Origin of the sequence: Jeotgalicoccus psychrophilus DSM 19085 (assembly GCF_000425845.1) — a bacterium.
GTDB classification, from domain to species: Bacteria; Bacillota; Bacilli; order Staphylococcales; family Salinicoccaceae; genus Jeotgalicoccus; species Jeotgalicoccus psychrophilus.
Genome location: NZ_KE384465.1, coordinates 1 through 13,444, shown reverse-complemented (window position 1 = coordinate 13,444; position 13,444 = coordinate 1). Strand labels below are relative to the sequence as shown.

The window sequence follows — 13,444 nt, the reverse complement described above, 5'->3', positions numbered from 1 at the left end:
ATTAAAAAAGCGTTCAGGATTATATCCTGAACGCTTTTTTCGTTAAAATCCGAATGAATCATCAAATTTTTCAAGTACTGTCTTATGTGCTTCTGCATTATTAAATGTATTGTCAACGAGTGCATCCAGTCTGAGCATGATATCATCATTCTCAATACCTTCTGCATTGAAGTCCTGATCCAGAATATATACATAGCCCGGTACAATATTTGCTTTCATATAGGACAGAATAGGTTTCATCTGCTGTTCCGGTACCAGATAATGCCTGAGTGAGCCGGCAGTAATAATCATACTGACCGTTTTATTCAGAAATGCATTCGGCGGCAGCAGATCAAATAAGTTTTTTAACGGACCCGGAATTGACGCCTGGAATATCGGCGTACCGATATATACAACATCCGCTTCCATTATTTTAGTCAAAGCTTCAGTTGTACTCCCTCCGTAATCCAAATAATTTCTGCCATCGCTAAAAGGCATGTCATATTCTTTTAAATCGATATACTCTATTTCATGTTTATTTAATAATTCAATTTTCTCTTTAAGTGCGGTCGTCGCTTTACGCGTTTTGCTCCCGACAACTGAACCGCTGATGATGACTGTTTTCATTCTTGCTCCCCCTGTGGTTTTGTATATTTTTTAATCGCGGGCAATATTTTATTCCCAATAATGTCTATGTTACTTTTAATGTCATCTAATGTCACGCCGCCGAAATCGAGCTGTGCAATATAACGGTCATGATTAAATAGTTCATGCTGATAAAGTATTTTTTCGATAATGAGTTCCGGATCGCCGACGTTAATCACACTGCGATAATCCTGCCCCTGTGCGAAGCCCTGTTTCGGAAAGCCCTGTCCGTTTGATTTCTTCATACCTTCATTAATATGAGGATAGTATTTTCTGTATGCTTCCAATGTGTCATCGTGTGTAAAGAAGAAGCCTGCTGTTGCTACAGGCAATGCTTCTCTATCATACCCTGCTTCAGCTGCTGTCTGGCGGTATAAATCAATACGGCTCTTAAAGGCATCAGCCGGTCCGCCTAAATGTGCCTGATACATCGGAACTCCGGCAAGTCCTGCTTTATGAGCAGAAGCCATTGAACCGCCGACCGCACGCCATATCGGCAAACCGTTCTCATTATTTTCAGGACGCGGAATAACGTGGGCATTATTTAACGGCTCGCGGAATTCACCGCTCCAGTTCACATACTCATTTTCATTTATATTTAATAAAAGTTCAAATTTCTCTTCGAACAAAGCTTCATAATCATTCAGGTTATAGCCGAGCAGTTCATACAATCCGACACGAGAAGCACGGCCTGCGATAACTTCCATACGCCCGCCCGAGATTAAATCGATTGTAGACGCATCTTCAAACACACGCACAGGATCCGACGTACTGATAATCGTTGAGCCGGAGGCGATTTTTATCTTCTTAGTTGCCTGTGCAATTGCCGATAAAATAATCATATGAGCCTGGGATGCAAAATAGTCCTGATGGGATTCTCCGACCTGAAACGTATCGATCCCGGCCTGCTCTGCGTATTCCGCAGTTTCAATAATTTCTTTAATACGCTGACTTGCAGGAATTCTTTTTCCTGTATGCGGATTCGGCAAATGATCTCCGAGCGTATACAGACCAAATTCAAGTCCTTTGCTTTTATCAATTTTAGGCATGATATGAGGATTATTGTTTTTCATAAGTCACACTCCATCTATTATATAATGTTAATCATATATATATTTAAACTGGCATGCTCAATATCCGCTCATAAAACAAAAAAACCATCCTTTCGGATGGTTTTTTTGTTTTATGTTATTGAATTAAAAATTCTTCTGTAAAATCGTCGTTATAGAAAGTTACCTCTACATTTGATGTAAGTACATCTGTGTATGTATAAGATACACGCTCAAAATTATGCTCGTCTTGATCTAGCTCGACTACGAAAATCGATGGATATGTTTCTCTTAAAATACCTTTTCTTTCAATCAACTTCTTGCGGCCTCCGTTTGCACGAAGTACACATGGATTTCCTAACTGACAATCAAGAATCTTTTTGATGTCGATTAATGTTTTTGGCATTATACCCCACCTCACTAAGTCCATTATAGCAAGTTTACATAATTCTGTCAAAAATTAGCCAATTTCTGAATATTTTTAAGCGAAATCCAAGTCGCTTTTCTTGAAAGCATCGTAAATTTCTTTATAATCTTCAAGCGATAAACTTTCACCGCGGCGGACAGGCTCAATACCAGCCTCTTCAAACAGCGCTCTGATATCATCTTTCCTTTGTTTTCCATCAGCAAACAGCGTCTGATAATTATTTAAAATCGTTTTACGCCGGTGGATAAAAGCACCTCTTGTTAATTTGAAGAAAGTGTCTTCATCATCCACTTCAATTTTTCTTTCGGGCCGAGTCTTCAGCTCAACGATAATAGAATCGACGTTCGGGGGAGGCATGAATACTGTTCTCGGTACATTCTGCACGGTTTTAGCTTCAGTATAATAATCAATCGCAATCGATAAAGAACCGTACGCCTTAGAATTCGGTGATGCGCTGATACGTTCTCCGACTTCTTTCTGCATCATTACATAATAACGTGAGATTGGTAAATGCGCAGTCAGGAAATTCATCAGTATTGGTGTCGTAATGTAATACGGCAGGTTCGCTACAACAACGATATCATCGCAATCGCTCAAATATTCTTTTATCCGGGCCGGAACATCTGCTTCCAGTATATCCTCATTGATTACTTTAACATTGTCGTATGCACTTAACGTATCATCGAGTACAGGAATCAAACGCTGATCAATTTCAAAAGCCAGTACTTTTTTCGCACTGATTGCGAGGTGCTCCGTCAGTGAGCCAATTCCCGGGCCAACTTCGATAACTCCTGTATTTTCATTAATATCCGCTTTATGAATAACTTCTTTAATGACGTTGGAATCGATTAAAAAGTTTTGTCCGAGACTTTTCTTAAATTTAAAATGGTGTTTATCGAGTATTTCTTTAGTACGTCCTACAGTGGAAATATGTTTCATCACTTATTCACTTCCAGCTCATTTAATATTTCTGCAACTTTTTCAGGTGAGATACTGTAACGATTCAGTTTTTTACGCAGCTGTGTTGCGTTTGCATAACCGATATTCAGCTGTTCCGTTAAATACTCACGGCGCTCTTTGGCGGCGGCATTACCGGATAAGCGTAAATACTGCATATCCTGAATTGTAATCAGTTCTTCTTCGATTTGCTGGCTCGTCTGGCAGTTTTCGAGTGCTGCTCTGATATCGTCAAGACGGGCATGCTCTACGCCGACACTATTATGCCCGAGCGCTTTATGTTTTGGCAAAAACGCCTCTTTAATATTAGGGAAACGTTCAATAATCGTATTTCTTATTTTATGGCCGGGGAAATCAGGATCTGTAAAAATAATTGCGCCGCGTGTGTTTAACGCAACTTCAATTTCTTCCAGTGTCCGTTCATTAATTGCAGATCCGTTCGTTTCAATCGTTTCACAGACAACCGCTTCTTTTAATCTGCGTGTATCATCTCTGCCTTCAACGACAATAATTTCTTTAATCACAGGTTTTTCCATACATCTTCACCTCATATACCTCGTTAAGTATCATACCATATTTTTATATTTCTTATCTTCGAAGACGACAAAAAAAGTGCTTCACCTCAACCAAAGTCAAAGTGAAACACTTTCATTTTAGATGTTATATAATCTCTTTGCATTCTCTGTCGTTGCACTTGCAAGTTCTTCATAACTCATCCCGCGGAGCTCAGCAATTTTCTCGGCCACCAGTTTTACATGTGCCGGTTCATTCCGTCTACCGCGGAATGGATGCGGTGTTAAATAAGGGGCATCCGTTTCAACCAGTAAGCGGTCGAGCGGTACATGAACAGCCATGTCTTTTGGCAGTTTTGCATTTTTAAATGTCACAGGGCCGCCAAGCGATACATAGAAGTTCATAGCAATTATTTCATCGGCAGTTTTTTCATCTGCACTGAACGCATGCATAATACCGCCGATTTCATGTGCATTTTCCTCTTTCAGAATTTCCATACAATCTTCCGTCGACTCACGGTTGTGAATAATAATCGGCAGACCGACACGTTTAGCAAGTGCCAGCTGACGTCTGAATAACTTTTTCTGCACATCTTTCGGTGATTTATCCCAGTGGTAATCCAGACCGGTTTCACCAATGCCGACAATTTTCTCATGAGCGGATAATTCTTCAATCCACTGGAGATCTTCGTCGGTACAGTCGATTGCATCTACCGGATGCCAGCCGATAACACCGTAAATATCATCGTATGCTTCAATGAGTTCCATCGTGCGTTCAATCGACTTACGGTCACAGCCGATAACGACCATTTTCTCGAGACCGTTCTCACGTGCACGTGCAATAACTTCTTCAAGATCTTCGTCGTACTGTTGTGCATTCAGATGTACGTGTGTATCGATTAACACATAATCACTCCTTGATTTATTTTACAACACTGCCGTTTTCAATGCCGTCAGGCACATCGATTAACGTTAAACGGCTGCCTTTTTCTGCTGTTAAAATCATTCCTTCTGATTTTTCACCGCGCAGGTTTACAGGCTTCAGATTCGTCACGACAAGTACTTTCTTGCCGATAATATCTCCCGGTTCATAATGCTCGTGAATACCTGAGACAATCTGACGTTCTTCAGTGCCTAAATCCACTTGAATTTTCAGCAGTTTTTTCGCTTTTTTCACAGCTTCAGCTGCAATAACAGTCGCAACTTTAATTTCTACTTTGTTAAAGTCATCAATTGTAATTTTTTCAGCCGCTTCTTCCGGCTCTTCTTCAGCTGCTGGCGGACGCATCTGTTCTTTAATGTGCGTCACTTCTTCTTCAACATCCAGTCTTGGATAAATTGGTGTCGGTTTAGTCAGCTGTCCGGCAGGTTTTACAGTACCGTAGTTTAATACTGATTCATAAGTCTGCTGGTTCTCATCAGTAATATTCAGCTGCTTAAAGATTTCTTTTGGTCCGTGCGGCAGATACGGGCTTAACAGCACCGCTGCGATACGGATATTTTCCGCTAAGTGAACCATCACATTCTCTAATGCTTCTTTGTTCGCTTCATCTTTCGCCAGCACCCAGGGTGCAGTTTCATCGATGTACTTGTTCGAGCGTCCGATAATCGTCCACACTGCTCTTAAAGCATGGCTGAACTGCATTTTTTCCATTGCAGTTTCATATTCCAAAACACTGTCTTTCACTGCAGTTTCAAGACTTTTATCAAAATCGGTATGCGAGCCTGTGTACGCTGGCACATGTCCGTCGAAGTATTTGTTAATCATCGAAATTGTACGGTTAACCAGGTTGCCAAGATCGTTTGCCAGGTCAAAGTTCGTACGTTCGATAAATGACTCCGGTGTAAATACGCCGTCAGAACCGAAAGGCACTTCGCGCATTAAGTAATAGCGGAGTGAGTCGAGACCATAGCGTTCAACAATCTGATCAGGGTAAATAACGTTCCCTTTAGATTTCGACATCTTGCCGTCTTTCATTAAGAGCCAGCCGTGTCCGAGTAATTTTTTTGGCAGCGGCAAGTCAAGCGCCATCAGCATAATCGGCCAGTAAATTGCATGGAATCTTACGATTTCCTTACCGATCATGTGCACATCTGCCGGCCAGTATTTTTTAAACAGCTCGTCTTCATCTGTCGAGTAGCCGAGTGCTGTAATATAGTTTGCCAATGCATCAATCCATACGTAAACAACATGTTTAGGGTCCGATTGAACCGGTACACCCCATTTGAATGTCGTTCTCGATACAGCGAGGTCTTCAAGTCCCGGTTTAATAAAGTTGTTCAGCATTTCGTTCTTACGTGCTTCCGGCTGAATGAAATCAGGGTTATCTTCATAATACTTCACAAGACGGTCTGAGTACTTGCTCATTCTGAAGAAATAACTCTCTTCTTTAACCAGTTCGACATCGTGTCCGCTCGGGGCTCTTCCGCCAATCATTTTACCGTCTTCATCGCGGTAAACTTCGTCGAGCTGTGTTTCTGTAAAGAATTCCTCATCCTGTACAGAATACCAGCCTTCATATTCACCAAGGTAAATATCGCCCTGCTCAAGCAGACGTTCGAATATGTACTGGACAGCTGCTTTATGTTTATCGCTTGTCGTACGGATAAACTGATCGTAAGTAATATCTAAAGACTTCCATAAATCTTTCATATTCTGAGCCATGTCATCGACGTAGGTCTGAGGTGAAATCCCCATGTCGTCAGCTTTCTGTTCTATCTTCTGACCGTGTTCGTCAGTACCTGTCAGGTAGTATACGTCAAAGCCTCTAAGGCGTTTATAACGTGCCATTACATCACATGCAATTGTAGTATATGCGTTTCCGATATGAAGCTTTCCACTCGGATAATAAATTGGCGTAGTGATATAAAATGTTGGTTTAGTCATGGGACATCCTCCTATAATATACTTATCTAATATATCTAATTTATGTATGTTTTTCAATTCTGAACAGTTTTTAATAGTTTTCCCATTATTTTTGTGCTATAGTCATGAATATCCAATTTCCGACAATAGTTTCACAGCTTATATTTTTTGTTTTCTGCTGTTTTATATTTCACGAGTTGGATATCATCCATTATATTTTGGTTAACTATGTAGGAGGAATCACTAATGAAATCTACTGGAATTGTGCGTAAAGTCGACGAACTTGGACGCGTTGTTATTCCAATTGAACTGCGTCGCGTACTCGATATCGAAGTCAAAGATGCACTGGAGATTTTCACAGATGACGATAAAATTATTTTGAAAAAATACCAGCCGCGTATGACTTGTGCAGTAACCGGCGATGTGTCAGATGACAACTTGTCACTTGCTGATGGTAAAATCGTCCTCAGCAAAGAAGGCGCAGATCAGCTAATCAAAGAAATTCAAAGAAAAATTAATAAATAGTTGCATGTATTAAGCCGTGAATATTTCATTCATGGCTTTTTATTTATGAAACACATCGTACACTTCCTGCTTTTTCAACCCACGCAGTTCCGCGACGAGTTTTATTGCATCTTTTGGGCGCATGCCCTCTTCTACAAGTTCGGTCACATGCTCTTTAGGCGTACCGGTAAATTCAGCTTGTTCTTCTTCATATCTATCTATAACTACGACAAATTCACCTTTTAATGGAATATCATTATCCAGTTTTGATAATAATTCATCAGCTGTGCCTCTGACATGCTGCTCAAATTTCTTCGTGATTTCTCTCGATACACTGACGATTCTGCTGCTGTCGATGTTACTTATTTCCGTCATCAGATTTTTCATTCTGTGCGGTGATTCATACAGCACTGCTGTAAATTTATGATGCATTATTTCAGATAGTTTCTCTCTTTGTTTAGATGAACTCTTCGGCAGAAATCCAAAGTACGTAAATTCGTAGCTGGCGATTCCGCTCGCGACAAGTGCCATCGTAAAAGCAGAAGCTGCAGGAATAACGCTGTAAGGCAGGTTTTCATCCTGCATGCGGCTGACGAGTTCAAAACCGGGATCTGATATTACGGGCATGCCCGCATCGGTCACAAGTGCATAAGTTTTACCATTCTGGATATCTTCTATAATAGATTCCGTCACTTCTTCTTTATTAAAATCATGATAACTTTTAAGCGGTGTATCAATCTCGAAGTGAGTTGTTAATTTACGTGTGATTCGTGTATCTTCGCAAAGAATTACATCAGCTTCTTTAAGCGTTTTTATCGCTCTGTATGACATATCATCTAAATTGCCTATCGGCGTCCCGGTAATATATAACATTATTATCCTCCAATTAATGATAATTTCTGTTTTTTAGTCAGCTGCTTAATCGCATACTCACGTTTCAGCGCGCCGCTTTTTGAATCAAATACTTCTATGTAACGCAGCGAGACAGGAAGTCTGCCACGTGTGTATTTCGCACCAAGGCCTTCATTGTGCGTTGTTATGCGCGCATCTATATCCGTTGTATAGCCAGTATACAGGCTGTTGTCGCTGCATTCGATAATATAGACATAATATCTCTTATCCTCTGTCGTCACCGTAATACACCTCAAGCATTTCATCCGAATAAGTTTTATCCGCATTATAAATATAAAACGGAGGCAGTATATCGGCGTAAGCATTTGAATTAAATATTGCTTCCAGCACGATAAACATCGCATTTTTACTGTTTATATCATTATAGACATACTGCACCCGCCTGACTCTGAATCCATGGTTATGCAGCTCAGTAAACACTTCAGCGCTGCGTTCTGCACGGTGGACCATATACAGTCGTCCTTTGTTCGTTATTAAATAACGGCATGCCTCGACGATACCTTTTAAATCAATATGCAGTTCATGTCTTGCGATACTCTGATGCCCTTTATCTTTTAACGGCTGGTTGCTTGTAAAATAAGGCGGATTAACTGTAATCACATCATACGAAGAATGTTCCATGGAAGTTTTAAGCGCTTTAATATCAAGATTATACATTGTAATCTGGTTCGTCTTTTCATTCATTTGAATGCTGCGCTCCGCCATATCAACGAGCACACCCTGTATTTCAACAGCATCGATCAGCTGATTCACGCGATGAGATAGCAGCAAAGGAATAATTCCGTTTCCGCTGCACAAATCCATAATTTTATTATCGCGTTTATTTACTTTCACAAAATTGCCGAGCAGCAGTGCATCGACGGAAAATGAAAAAGTTTCACTGCTTTGAATAATACGCATATTTTCCCTGTACAGTTCGTCTATCCGTTCATGTGGTTTTAACATTGATTTCACTCCAAAAAGAAAAGCAGCTGATCGCTGCTTTAACTTTGTCTTTCATTAAAAAATGCCTGGCAGAATAAACAGTCGTCTCCGTGCCTGTGTGTACCAAAATGAATGCTGCATACATGAAATCCTTCATCGTATAAACTTTTTAATGAGTTTTCCTTAAATGGTGAATCTGCTGTTTCTTTATCATTTAAAAGCTGCTCATAATTTTCTTTTTCAAGTTCCAAACTGACATTTTCTTCGACCAGTTTTACGGTAAGTTCTTTCAGTGTCTGCACTTCTTCATCCATCATTTTGATGTTGCGTTCAAGCTGCTGAATATGGAGGAACAGTTTTTCACGATCCATTAATTCACAACCTCTAGTTTATCAATATCTTCTTCTCCGTACTCTTCAATATAATCGTCTGAACCTTTAACTCTGACAGCAAGATCCAGTATGTTAATACCGATTACTTTGCCGATACCCGCCGGTGTTTTTACTTTCGCACCGACATCAGGCAGTTTTATACGTGCATCTTCGTAATATTCGTCTTCGTAATTTAAGCAGCACATCAGTCGTCCGCATGCTCCTGATATTTTACTTGGAGAAAGCGATAAATCCTGGTTCTTCGCCATTTGGATACTTACTGGTACAAAGTCTCCTAAAAACGTTGAACAGCAGTGGGCACGGCCGCAGGGACCAATCCCGCCCAGATACTTCGCTTCATCCCTGACACCAATCTGACGCAGTTCGATACGTGTTTTAAAACGTGTCGCAAGTATTCTGACAAGCGATCTGAAGTCTACTCTGTCATCTGCAGTAAAGTTAAAAATGAGTTTCTTCATATCGAGAGTGAATTTAGCATTCACCAGATTCATATCAAGTTTTTCATCTTTAATCGCATTGGCACAAAACTCCATTGCAGTTTCAGATTTATCTTCATTCGCTTTAAATTTCATTAAGTCTTCTTCAGTTGCCAGACGAAGAAATTTACCATCGGGTTCAACAATATTGTCTTTTGGAATTTCATAAGTTCCTTTCACTACGTTTAGCAGTTCGAGGCCTCTTTTTGTTTCTCCGACAATATAATCGCCGCGTTCTATGGAATCATCACTGCATGTGATGTACAGATTATCGTAATAATCAAGTTGCGTGACCTTGATGATTTTAAGCATATTTATTCATCAACCTTTCGCACCTATGACCATACCTTCAAAAACAAGCATTGGATTAACGTTAAATGATAGCAGCTGGTTCGCTTTTTGAATCTCTTCGAGCATCCGTGTCAATTTAACCGTATTGACATCATTACCTGTCGGCATTGGTGTTTCGAACGGTTTAAAATTATCCAGACCGATAGTCTTATGCAGTGCCTGACGGATAAATCCGGCAAGGAGCTGCAGCATCATTTCATAGTCTTTTCGATCATCACAAATATCGACTAACTTTTTTGCATCGATTAAAACAAGCGGATGATTATGTATCCAGCGCGTCCCGAAGCTCATTGCTTCATTCCGCATCTCACTGAATTTATCAGCCATCTCATTGACGTGATGCGCGTTCAGTGCAAGAGCATTGACGGTTTTAGTTTCAGCTTCACTTAAGTTAGGCAGTGAATCCTCACGGTCACCGTCTTCTCCCTGGATATGGATATGCTGGCTTCTCGAATGAATCGTAGGCAGTATGCCGCTTTTATTAATCGTTAATAAAATTGCTATTGTTTTTTCAGGCGGTTCTTCTAAAAATTTGAGTATACTGTTTTCGGCTTGCGGAGTCAGCTTTTCAAACTGCTCAATAATATACACTTTGTAATCAGACTCTATTGGTTTCTGGTTCATCTGGCGGACCAGCTGTTCGATTTCTTCTTTCTTAATCGTGTTTTCAGCTGTCGATAAATAATATAAATCCGGATGATTGCCTGAATCTATCAGCATCTCATTACGTGTATTGCTGCCGAAAATATGCAGCGCAAAAAATTTGCTGTATTTGCGCAATGTTTCTATTGCATCACCTTCGAACATATAAGTATGACTCAGCTTATTGTTCTCGATAATTTTTAATAATTGTTTCTCTACAATACTGTTATTCATCTTAAAATCTTTCGAATTGTTCTATCGGTAAAACAAATACAGTAGCGCCGCCGACTTCAACTTCAACCGGATAAGGAATATAAGAATCCGCATTTCCGCCCATTGGCGTAACCGGGGCAACAGTCTGCTCGCGGTTTCCGCAAGTATCGTCGATCAGTTTAAGAAGATCGTCCACACGTGCATCTTCCACACCACATAGGAACGTAGTGTTACCCGCACGCAGGAAACCGCCTGTGGAAGCGAGTTTCGTATTACGGAAATCATTTTTTGTTAATTTATCATTTAATCTTTGGCTGTCATGGTCCTGGACAATAGCTATTACCATTTTCATTATTCTTCACCTCTAGATTGTATATAAGTATTTATAATATTTAATGTATCACTGACAACGCTATCGATAGACTGAGCTGCATCAACAACTTTAATTCTGTTCGGGTATAACTCCGATAACTCATTATAACCCAAGACTACTTTTTTATGAAAGTCTATAGTTTCTTCATCCAGACGATTGTTTTCACGTGCATTATCGCGGATTCTCTCTAAGCCTGTTTCCGGCGCCAGCTTTAAGTAAATTGTTAAGTCAGGCATATGAGTTTCAATGGCGAATTTATTTATCGCCATTATATCATCAAATCCAATGCCGCGGGCAATGCCCTGATAAGCTAACGAACTGTCGACGAAACGGTCGCAGAGTACAATTTTTCCTGTCTCAAGTGCCGGTATCACACGTTCCACCAAATGCTGTCGGCGCGATGCTGCAAAAAGCAGCGCCTCCGTACGGCCATCCATTTCATGTCCTTTAGTCAGCAGTACGTCACGAATTTTTTCGCTGATTGGTATACCGCCGGGCTCCCGTGTTTTTACAACTTCATACGAGTCCGATAATAATGTTCTGATACGTTCTATAACCGTTGTTTTCCCAGATCCTTCAGGACCTTCAAAAGTGATGAAGTAACTCATAATTCTGCCTCATTCATATAATAATTGATGTTGTAATCTATACCCTCTATTTTAACATGATTAACTTGATAGTGCTTTATCCTTTTAATATCCCCGCTGGTAATCACATTTCCTTTTAATACAAGTGGTACTCCCGGTGGATAAGGTACGATATTTTCAAGACATATCTTACCTTCGAGGACAGCGATATTTTTAATCTCGGCAGTATTGTCTGCTGCCGGCGTTAATTTTGTAATTTTATCGAGCAGTTCTTTAAAAGGATAGCTGTCATCTTCGTGCCACAGCGGCAAGCACCACAGCACACCTTCTTCTGTAACCATCTCCGAATATATACCTTCATCCCTTAAACTGCGTTCAAGGTTATACGGGCCCTTTGATGACGTCAACATGAGTTTTCCAGGATCATCCGGTTCAGCCACCTTAATCCCGTACTCTTTCAGATGATTAATTAAAACTGTTCTTTTTTTAAAGAACACAGTGTCATCATAATTGTTATAAAACTCCTGTGCATATTCAATAGATGCCAGTACAAGATAAGACGGACTCGATGTTTCAAACTGATTAATGTAATGCATAATACGCTGGTGCAAATCTAAGTCTTTAGTAAACAAAACTGATGCCATCGTCAATGCGGGGAGCATTTTGTGATATGACTCAATTACTGCATCCGCCTCTGATGTCAGCAGAGATTCCTTAAAGTTCTCTGTAATAGATAAATGTGCACCGTGCGCTGCATCTATAATACTAAAAGCTTTATTATTTCTGATAAAATTTATATGCTCTCCTATATTCTTAACAAGAGTCCCTGTGTATGAGGGAGATGTGAATATTACACATGTATTCTTCACCTTAACTTTATAAAGTTCTTCTATAGAAATAATACTGTAGGATGCATTCACTAATGAGACTCCGTGATATACAGACTTATGTGCTTCTCCGACAATGTAAAAATGACTTACAGTTTCATTCAGTGCATAGATACTGGAGATGATCCCATTTGTTGTTCCGTTCACCATTGCTTGTGCATAATATCCTTCTCGTTTTAATGACAGCTTGTCATTGAGTTCTTTCAATATCTCAGCAGGATCATGCAAATCATCAAGCCCCGGTATTTCAGTTAAGTCATATTCCGGCTTAATTATATCTGTCAGCTTTCCAATTGTATTATTTTTATGCCCCGGTACATGCATTGATATAATACCTTCACTATGAAGTCCTTTTAATTTATTAATAAGAGACATATATACCTCCATTAAAGTTATACCGTTATTATACTATATAAAAAAGAACAAAAAAAAGAGACCTCGAAAGGTCTCAATGCGGCTCATCGCATCCATTTTGTAAATCTTATGTAATCGCCTGGCAGCGTCCTACTCTTGCGGGACGTCAGTCCAACTACCATCGGCGCTGGAGAGCTTAACTGCTGTGTTCGACATGGGAACAGGTGTGGCCTCTCCGCCATCGCCGCCAGACTATTAGTGAATGTATATACATTCAAAACCGGATAGAAGTATCGAGAAGAGTGAACGCACTCTTTTAATTTCTGATGTTACATTTGAATAAGTCATCGATGGATTAGTATTTGTCCGCTGAATGTGTTGCCACACTTACACG

Annotated in this window: 17 protein-coding genes and 1 rRNA gene; 1 reads left to right on the top strand and 17 read right to left on the bottom strand. The window is 40.1% G+C overall.

All coding sequences use genetic code 11. The features are described from left to right. Window positions 1–42: 42 nt before the first annotated feature. The 7 genes from H625_RS0111735 to metG all read right to left on the bottom strand — a co-directional run bounded on the left by H625_RS0111735 (window position 43) and on the right by metG (window position 6,456). The gene (locus H625_RS0111735) at window positions 43–606 is read right to left on the bottom strand and encodes an NADPH-dependent FMN reductase (protein ID WP_026860089.1); all 564 of its coding nucleotides are present in this window, start codon (window positions 604–606) and stop codon (window positions 43–45) included. Next, complete coding sequence (locus H625_RS0111730) at window positions 603–1,697, bottom strand: LLM class flavin-dependent oxidoreductase (protein ID WP_371814449.1); 1,095 nt, start codon at window positions 1,695–1,697, stop codon at window positions 603–605. The genes H625_RS0111735 and H625_RS0111730 overlap by 4 nt, the downstream gene beginning before the upstream one ends. Before the next feature lie 115 nt (window positions 1,698–1,812). After that, entirely contained in the window at window positions 1,813–2,079 is a 267-nt protein-coding gene (locus tag H625_RS0111725) for a Veg family protein (protein ID WP_026860087.1), read from the bottom strand. Window positions 2,080–2,154: 75 nt separating this feature from the next. Then, on the bottom strand, window positions 2,155–3,039 hold the full coding sequence (gene rsmA, locus H625_RS0111720; protein ID WP_026860086.1) for a 16S rRNA (adenine(1518)-N(6)/adenine(1519)-N(6))-dimethyltransferase RsmA: 885 nt from the start codon (window positions 3,037–3,039) through the stop codon (window positions 2,155–2,157). Next, complete coding sequence (gene rnmV / locus H625_RS0111715) at window positions 3,039–3,593, bottom strand: ribonuclease M5 (RefSeq protein ID WP_026860085.1); 555 nt, start codon at window positions 3,591–3,593, stop codon at window positions 3,039–3,041. Before rnmV ends, rsmA begins: the two co-directional genes overlap by 1 nt. Before the next feature lie 117 nt (window positions 3,594–3,710). Beyond that, the gene (locus tag H625_RS0111710; protein ID WP_026860084.1) at window positions 3,711–4,475 is read right to left on the bottom strand and encodes a TatD family hydrolase; all 765 of its coding nucleotides are present in this window, start codon (window positions 4,473–4,475) and stop codon (window positions 3,711–3,713) included. 16 nt (window positions 4,476–4,491) lie between these two features. Continuing rightward, complete coding sequence (gene metG / locus H625_RS0111705) at window positions 4,492–6,456, bottom strand: methionine--tRNA ligase (protein WP_026860083.1); 1,965 nt, start codon at window positions 6,454–6,456, stop codon at window positions 4,492–4,494. 225 nt (window positions 6,457–6,681) lie between these two features. Here metG and H625_RS0111700 point away from each other — a divergent pair, with 225 nt between their 5' ends. Then, complete coding sequence (locus tag H625_RS0111700; protein WP_026860082.1) at window positions 6,682–6,960, top strand: transition state genes transcriptional regulator AbrB; 279 nt, start codon at window positions 6,682–6,684, stop codon at window positions 6,958–6,960. 39 nt (window positions 6,961–6,999) lie between these two features. Here H625_RS0111700 and rsmI read toward each other — a convergent pair whose 3' ends face one another. From rsmI to rrf, 10 genes are all read right to left on the bottom strand, one after another. Further along, entirely contained in the window at window positions 7,000–7,812 is an 813-nt protein-coding gene (gene rsmI / locus H625_RS0111695; protein ID WP_035785983.1) for a 16S rRNA (cytidine(1402)-2'-O)-methyltransferase, read from the bottom strand. Window positions 7,813–7,814: 2 nt separating this feature from the next. After that, complete coding sequence (locus H625_RS0111690) at window positions 7,815–8,072, bottom strand: GIY-YIG nuclease family protein (protein WP_035785981.1); 258 nt, start codon at window positions 8,070–8,072, stop codon at window positions 7,815–7,817. After that, complete coding sequence (locus H625_RS0111685; RefSeq protein ID WP_026860079.1) at window positions 8,056–8,796, bottom strand: tRNA1(Val) (adenine(37)-N6)-methyltransferase; 741 nt, start codon at window positions 8,794–8,796, stop codon at window positions 8,056–8,058. Before H625_RS0111685 ends, H625_RS0111690 begins: the two co-directional genes overlap by 17 nt. Before the next feature lie 38 nt (window positions 8,797–8,834). Further along, complete coding sequence (locus tag H625_RS0111680; protein WP_026860078.1) at window positions 8,835–9,146, bottom strand: initiation-control protein YabA; 312 nt, start codon at window positions 9,144–9,146, stop codon at window positions 8,835–8,837. Next, window positions 9,146–9,955, bottom strand: a complete 810-nt coding sequence (locus H625_RS0111675) for a PSP1 domain-containing protein (protein ID WP_026860077.1) — start codon at window positions 9,953–9,955, stop codon at window positions 9,146–9,148. The genes H625_RS0111680 and H625_RS0111675 overlap by 1 nt, the downstream gene beginning before the upstream one ends. A gap of 9 nt (window positions 9,956–9,964) precedes the next feature. Then, a complete protein-coding gene (locus H625_RS0111670) occupies window positions 9,965–10,870 on the bottom strand; it encodes a hypothetical protein (protein WP_026860076.1) in 906 nt (301 codons plus the stop codon). Window position 10,871: 1 nt separating this feature from the next. Continuing rightward, a complete protein-coding gene (locus H625_RS0111665) occupies window positions 10,872–11,201 on the bottom strand; it encodes a cyclic-di-AMP receptor (RefSeq protein WP_026860075.1) in 330 nt (109 codons plus the stop codon). After that, entirely contained in the window at window positions 11,201–11,830 is a 630-nt protein-coding gene (tmk, locus tag H625_RS0111660; RefSeq protein ID WP_026860074.1) for a dTMP kinase, read from the bottom strand. Before tmk ends, H625_RS0111665 begins: the two co-directional genes overlap by 1 nt. Beyond that, entirely contained in the window at window positions 11,827–13,071 is a 1,245-nt protein-coding gene (locus tag H625_RS0111655; protein WP_051239090.1) for an Orn/Lys/Arg family decarboxylase, read from the bottom strand. The genes tmk and H625_RS0111655 overlap by 4 nt, the downstream gene beginning before the upstream one ends. A 116-nt stretch (window positions 13,072–13,187) precedes the next feature. Further along, a 5S ribosomal RNA gene (rrf, locus tag H625_RS0111650) occupies window positions 13,188–13,302 on the bottom strand. Window positions 13,303–13,444 lie beyond the last annotated feature (142 nt).

What these genes read in the sequence shown, in the direction of transcription:
- H625_RS0111735 (WP_026860089.1), bottom strand. Translation starts at nt 606, where the DNA reads ATGAAAACAGTCATCATCAGCGGTTCAGTTGTCGGGAGCAAAACGCGT.
- H625_RS0111730 (WP_371814449.1), bottom strand. Translation starts at nt 1,697, where the DNA reads ATGAAAAACAATAATCCTCATATCATGCCTAAAATTGATAAAAGCAAA.
- H625_RS0111725 (WP_026860087.1), bottom strand. Translation starts at nt 2,079, where the DNA reads ATGCCAAAAACATTAATCGACATCAAAAAGATTCTTGATTGTCAGTTA.
- rsmA (WP_026860086.1), bottom strand. Translation starts at nt 3,039, where the DNA reads ATGAAACATATTTCCACTGTAGGACGTACTAAAGAAATACTCGATAAA.
- rnmV (WP_026860085.1), bottom strand. Translation starts at nt 3,593, where the DNA reads ATGGAAAAACCTGTGATTAAAGAAATTATTGTCGTTGAAGGCAGAGAT.
- metG (WP_026860083.1), bottom strand. Translation starts at nt 6,456, where the DNA reads ATGACTAAACCAACATTTTATATCACTACGCCAATTTATTATCCGAGT.
- H625_RS0111700 (WP_026860082.1), top strand. Translation starts at nt 6,682, where the DNA reads ATGAAATCTACTGGAATTGTGCGTAAAGTCGACGAACTTGGACGCGTT.
- rsmI (WP_035785983.1), bottom strand. Translation starts at nt 7,812, where the DNA reads ATGTTATATATTACCGGGACGCCGATAGGCAATTTAGATGATATGTCA.
- H625_RS0111685 (WP_026860079.1), bottom strand. Translation starts at nt 8,796, where the DNA reads ATGTTAAAACCACATGAACGGATAGACGAACTGTACAGGGAAAATATG.
- H625_RS0111680 (WP_026860078.1), bottom strand. Translation starts at nt 9,146, where the DNA reads ATGGATCGTGAAAAACTGTTCCTCCATATTCAGCAGCTTGAACGCAAC.
- H625_RS0111675 (WP_026860077.1), bottom strand. Translation starts at nt 9,955, where the DNA reads ATGCTTAAAATCATCAAGGTCACGCAACTTGATTATTACGATAATCTG.
- H625_RS0111670 (WP_026860076.1), bottom strand. Translation starts at nt 10,870, where the DNA reads ATGAATAACAGTATTGTAGAGAAACAATTATTAAAAATTATCGAGAAC.
- H625_RS0111665 (WP_026860075.1), bottom strand. Translation starts at nt 11,201, where the DNA reads ATGAAAATGGTAATAGCTATTGTCCAGGACCATGACAGCCAAAGATTA.
- tmk (WP_026860074.1), bottom strand. Translation starts at nt 11,830, where the DNA reads ATGAGTTACTTCATCACTTTTGAAGGTCCTGAAGGATCTGGGAAAACA.
- H625_RS0111655 (WP_051239090.1), bottom strand. Translation starts at nt 13,071, where the DNA reads ATGTCTCTTATTAATAAATTAAAAGGACTTCATAGTGAAGGTATTATA.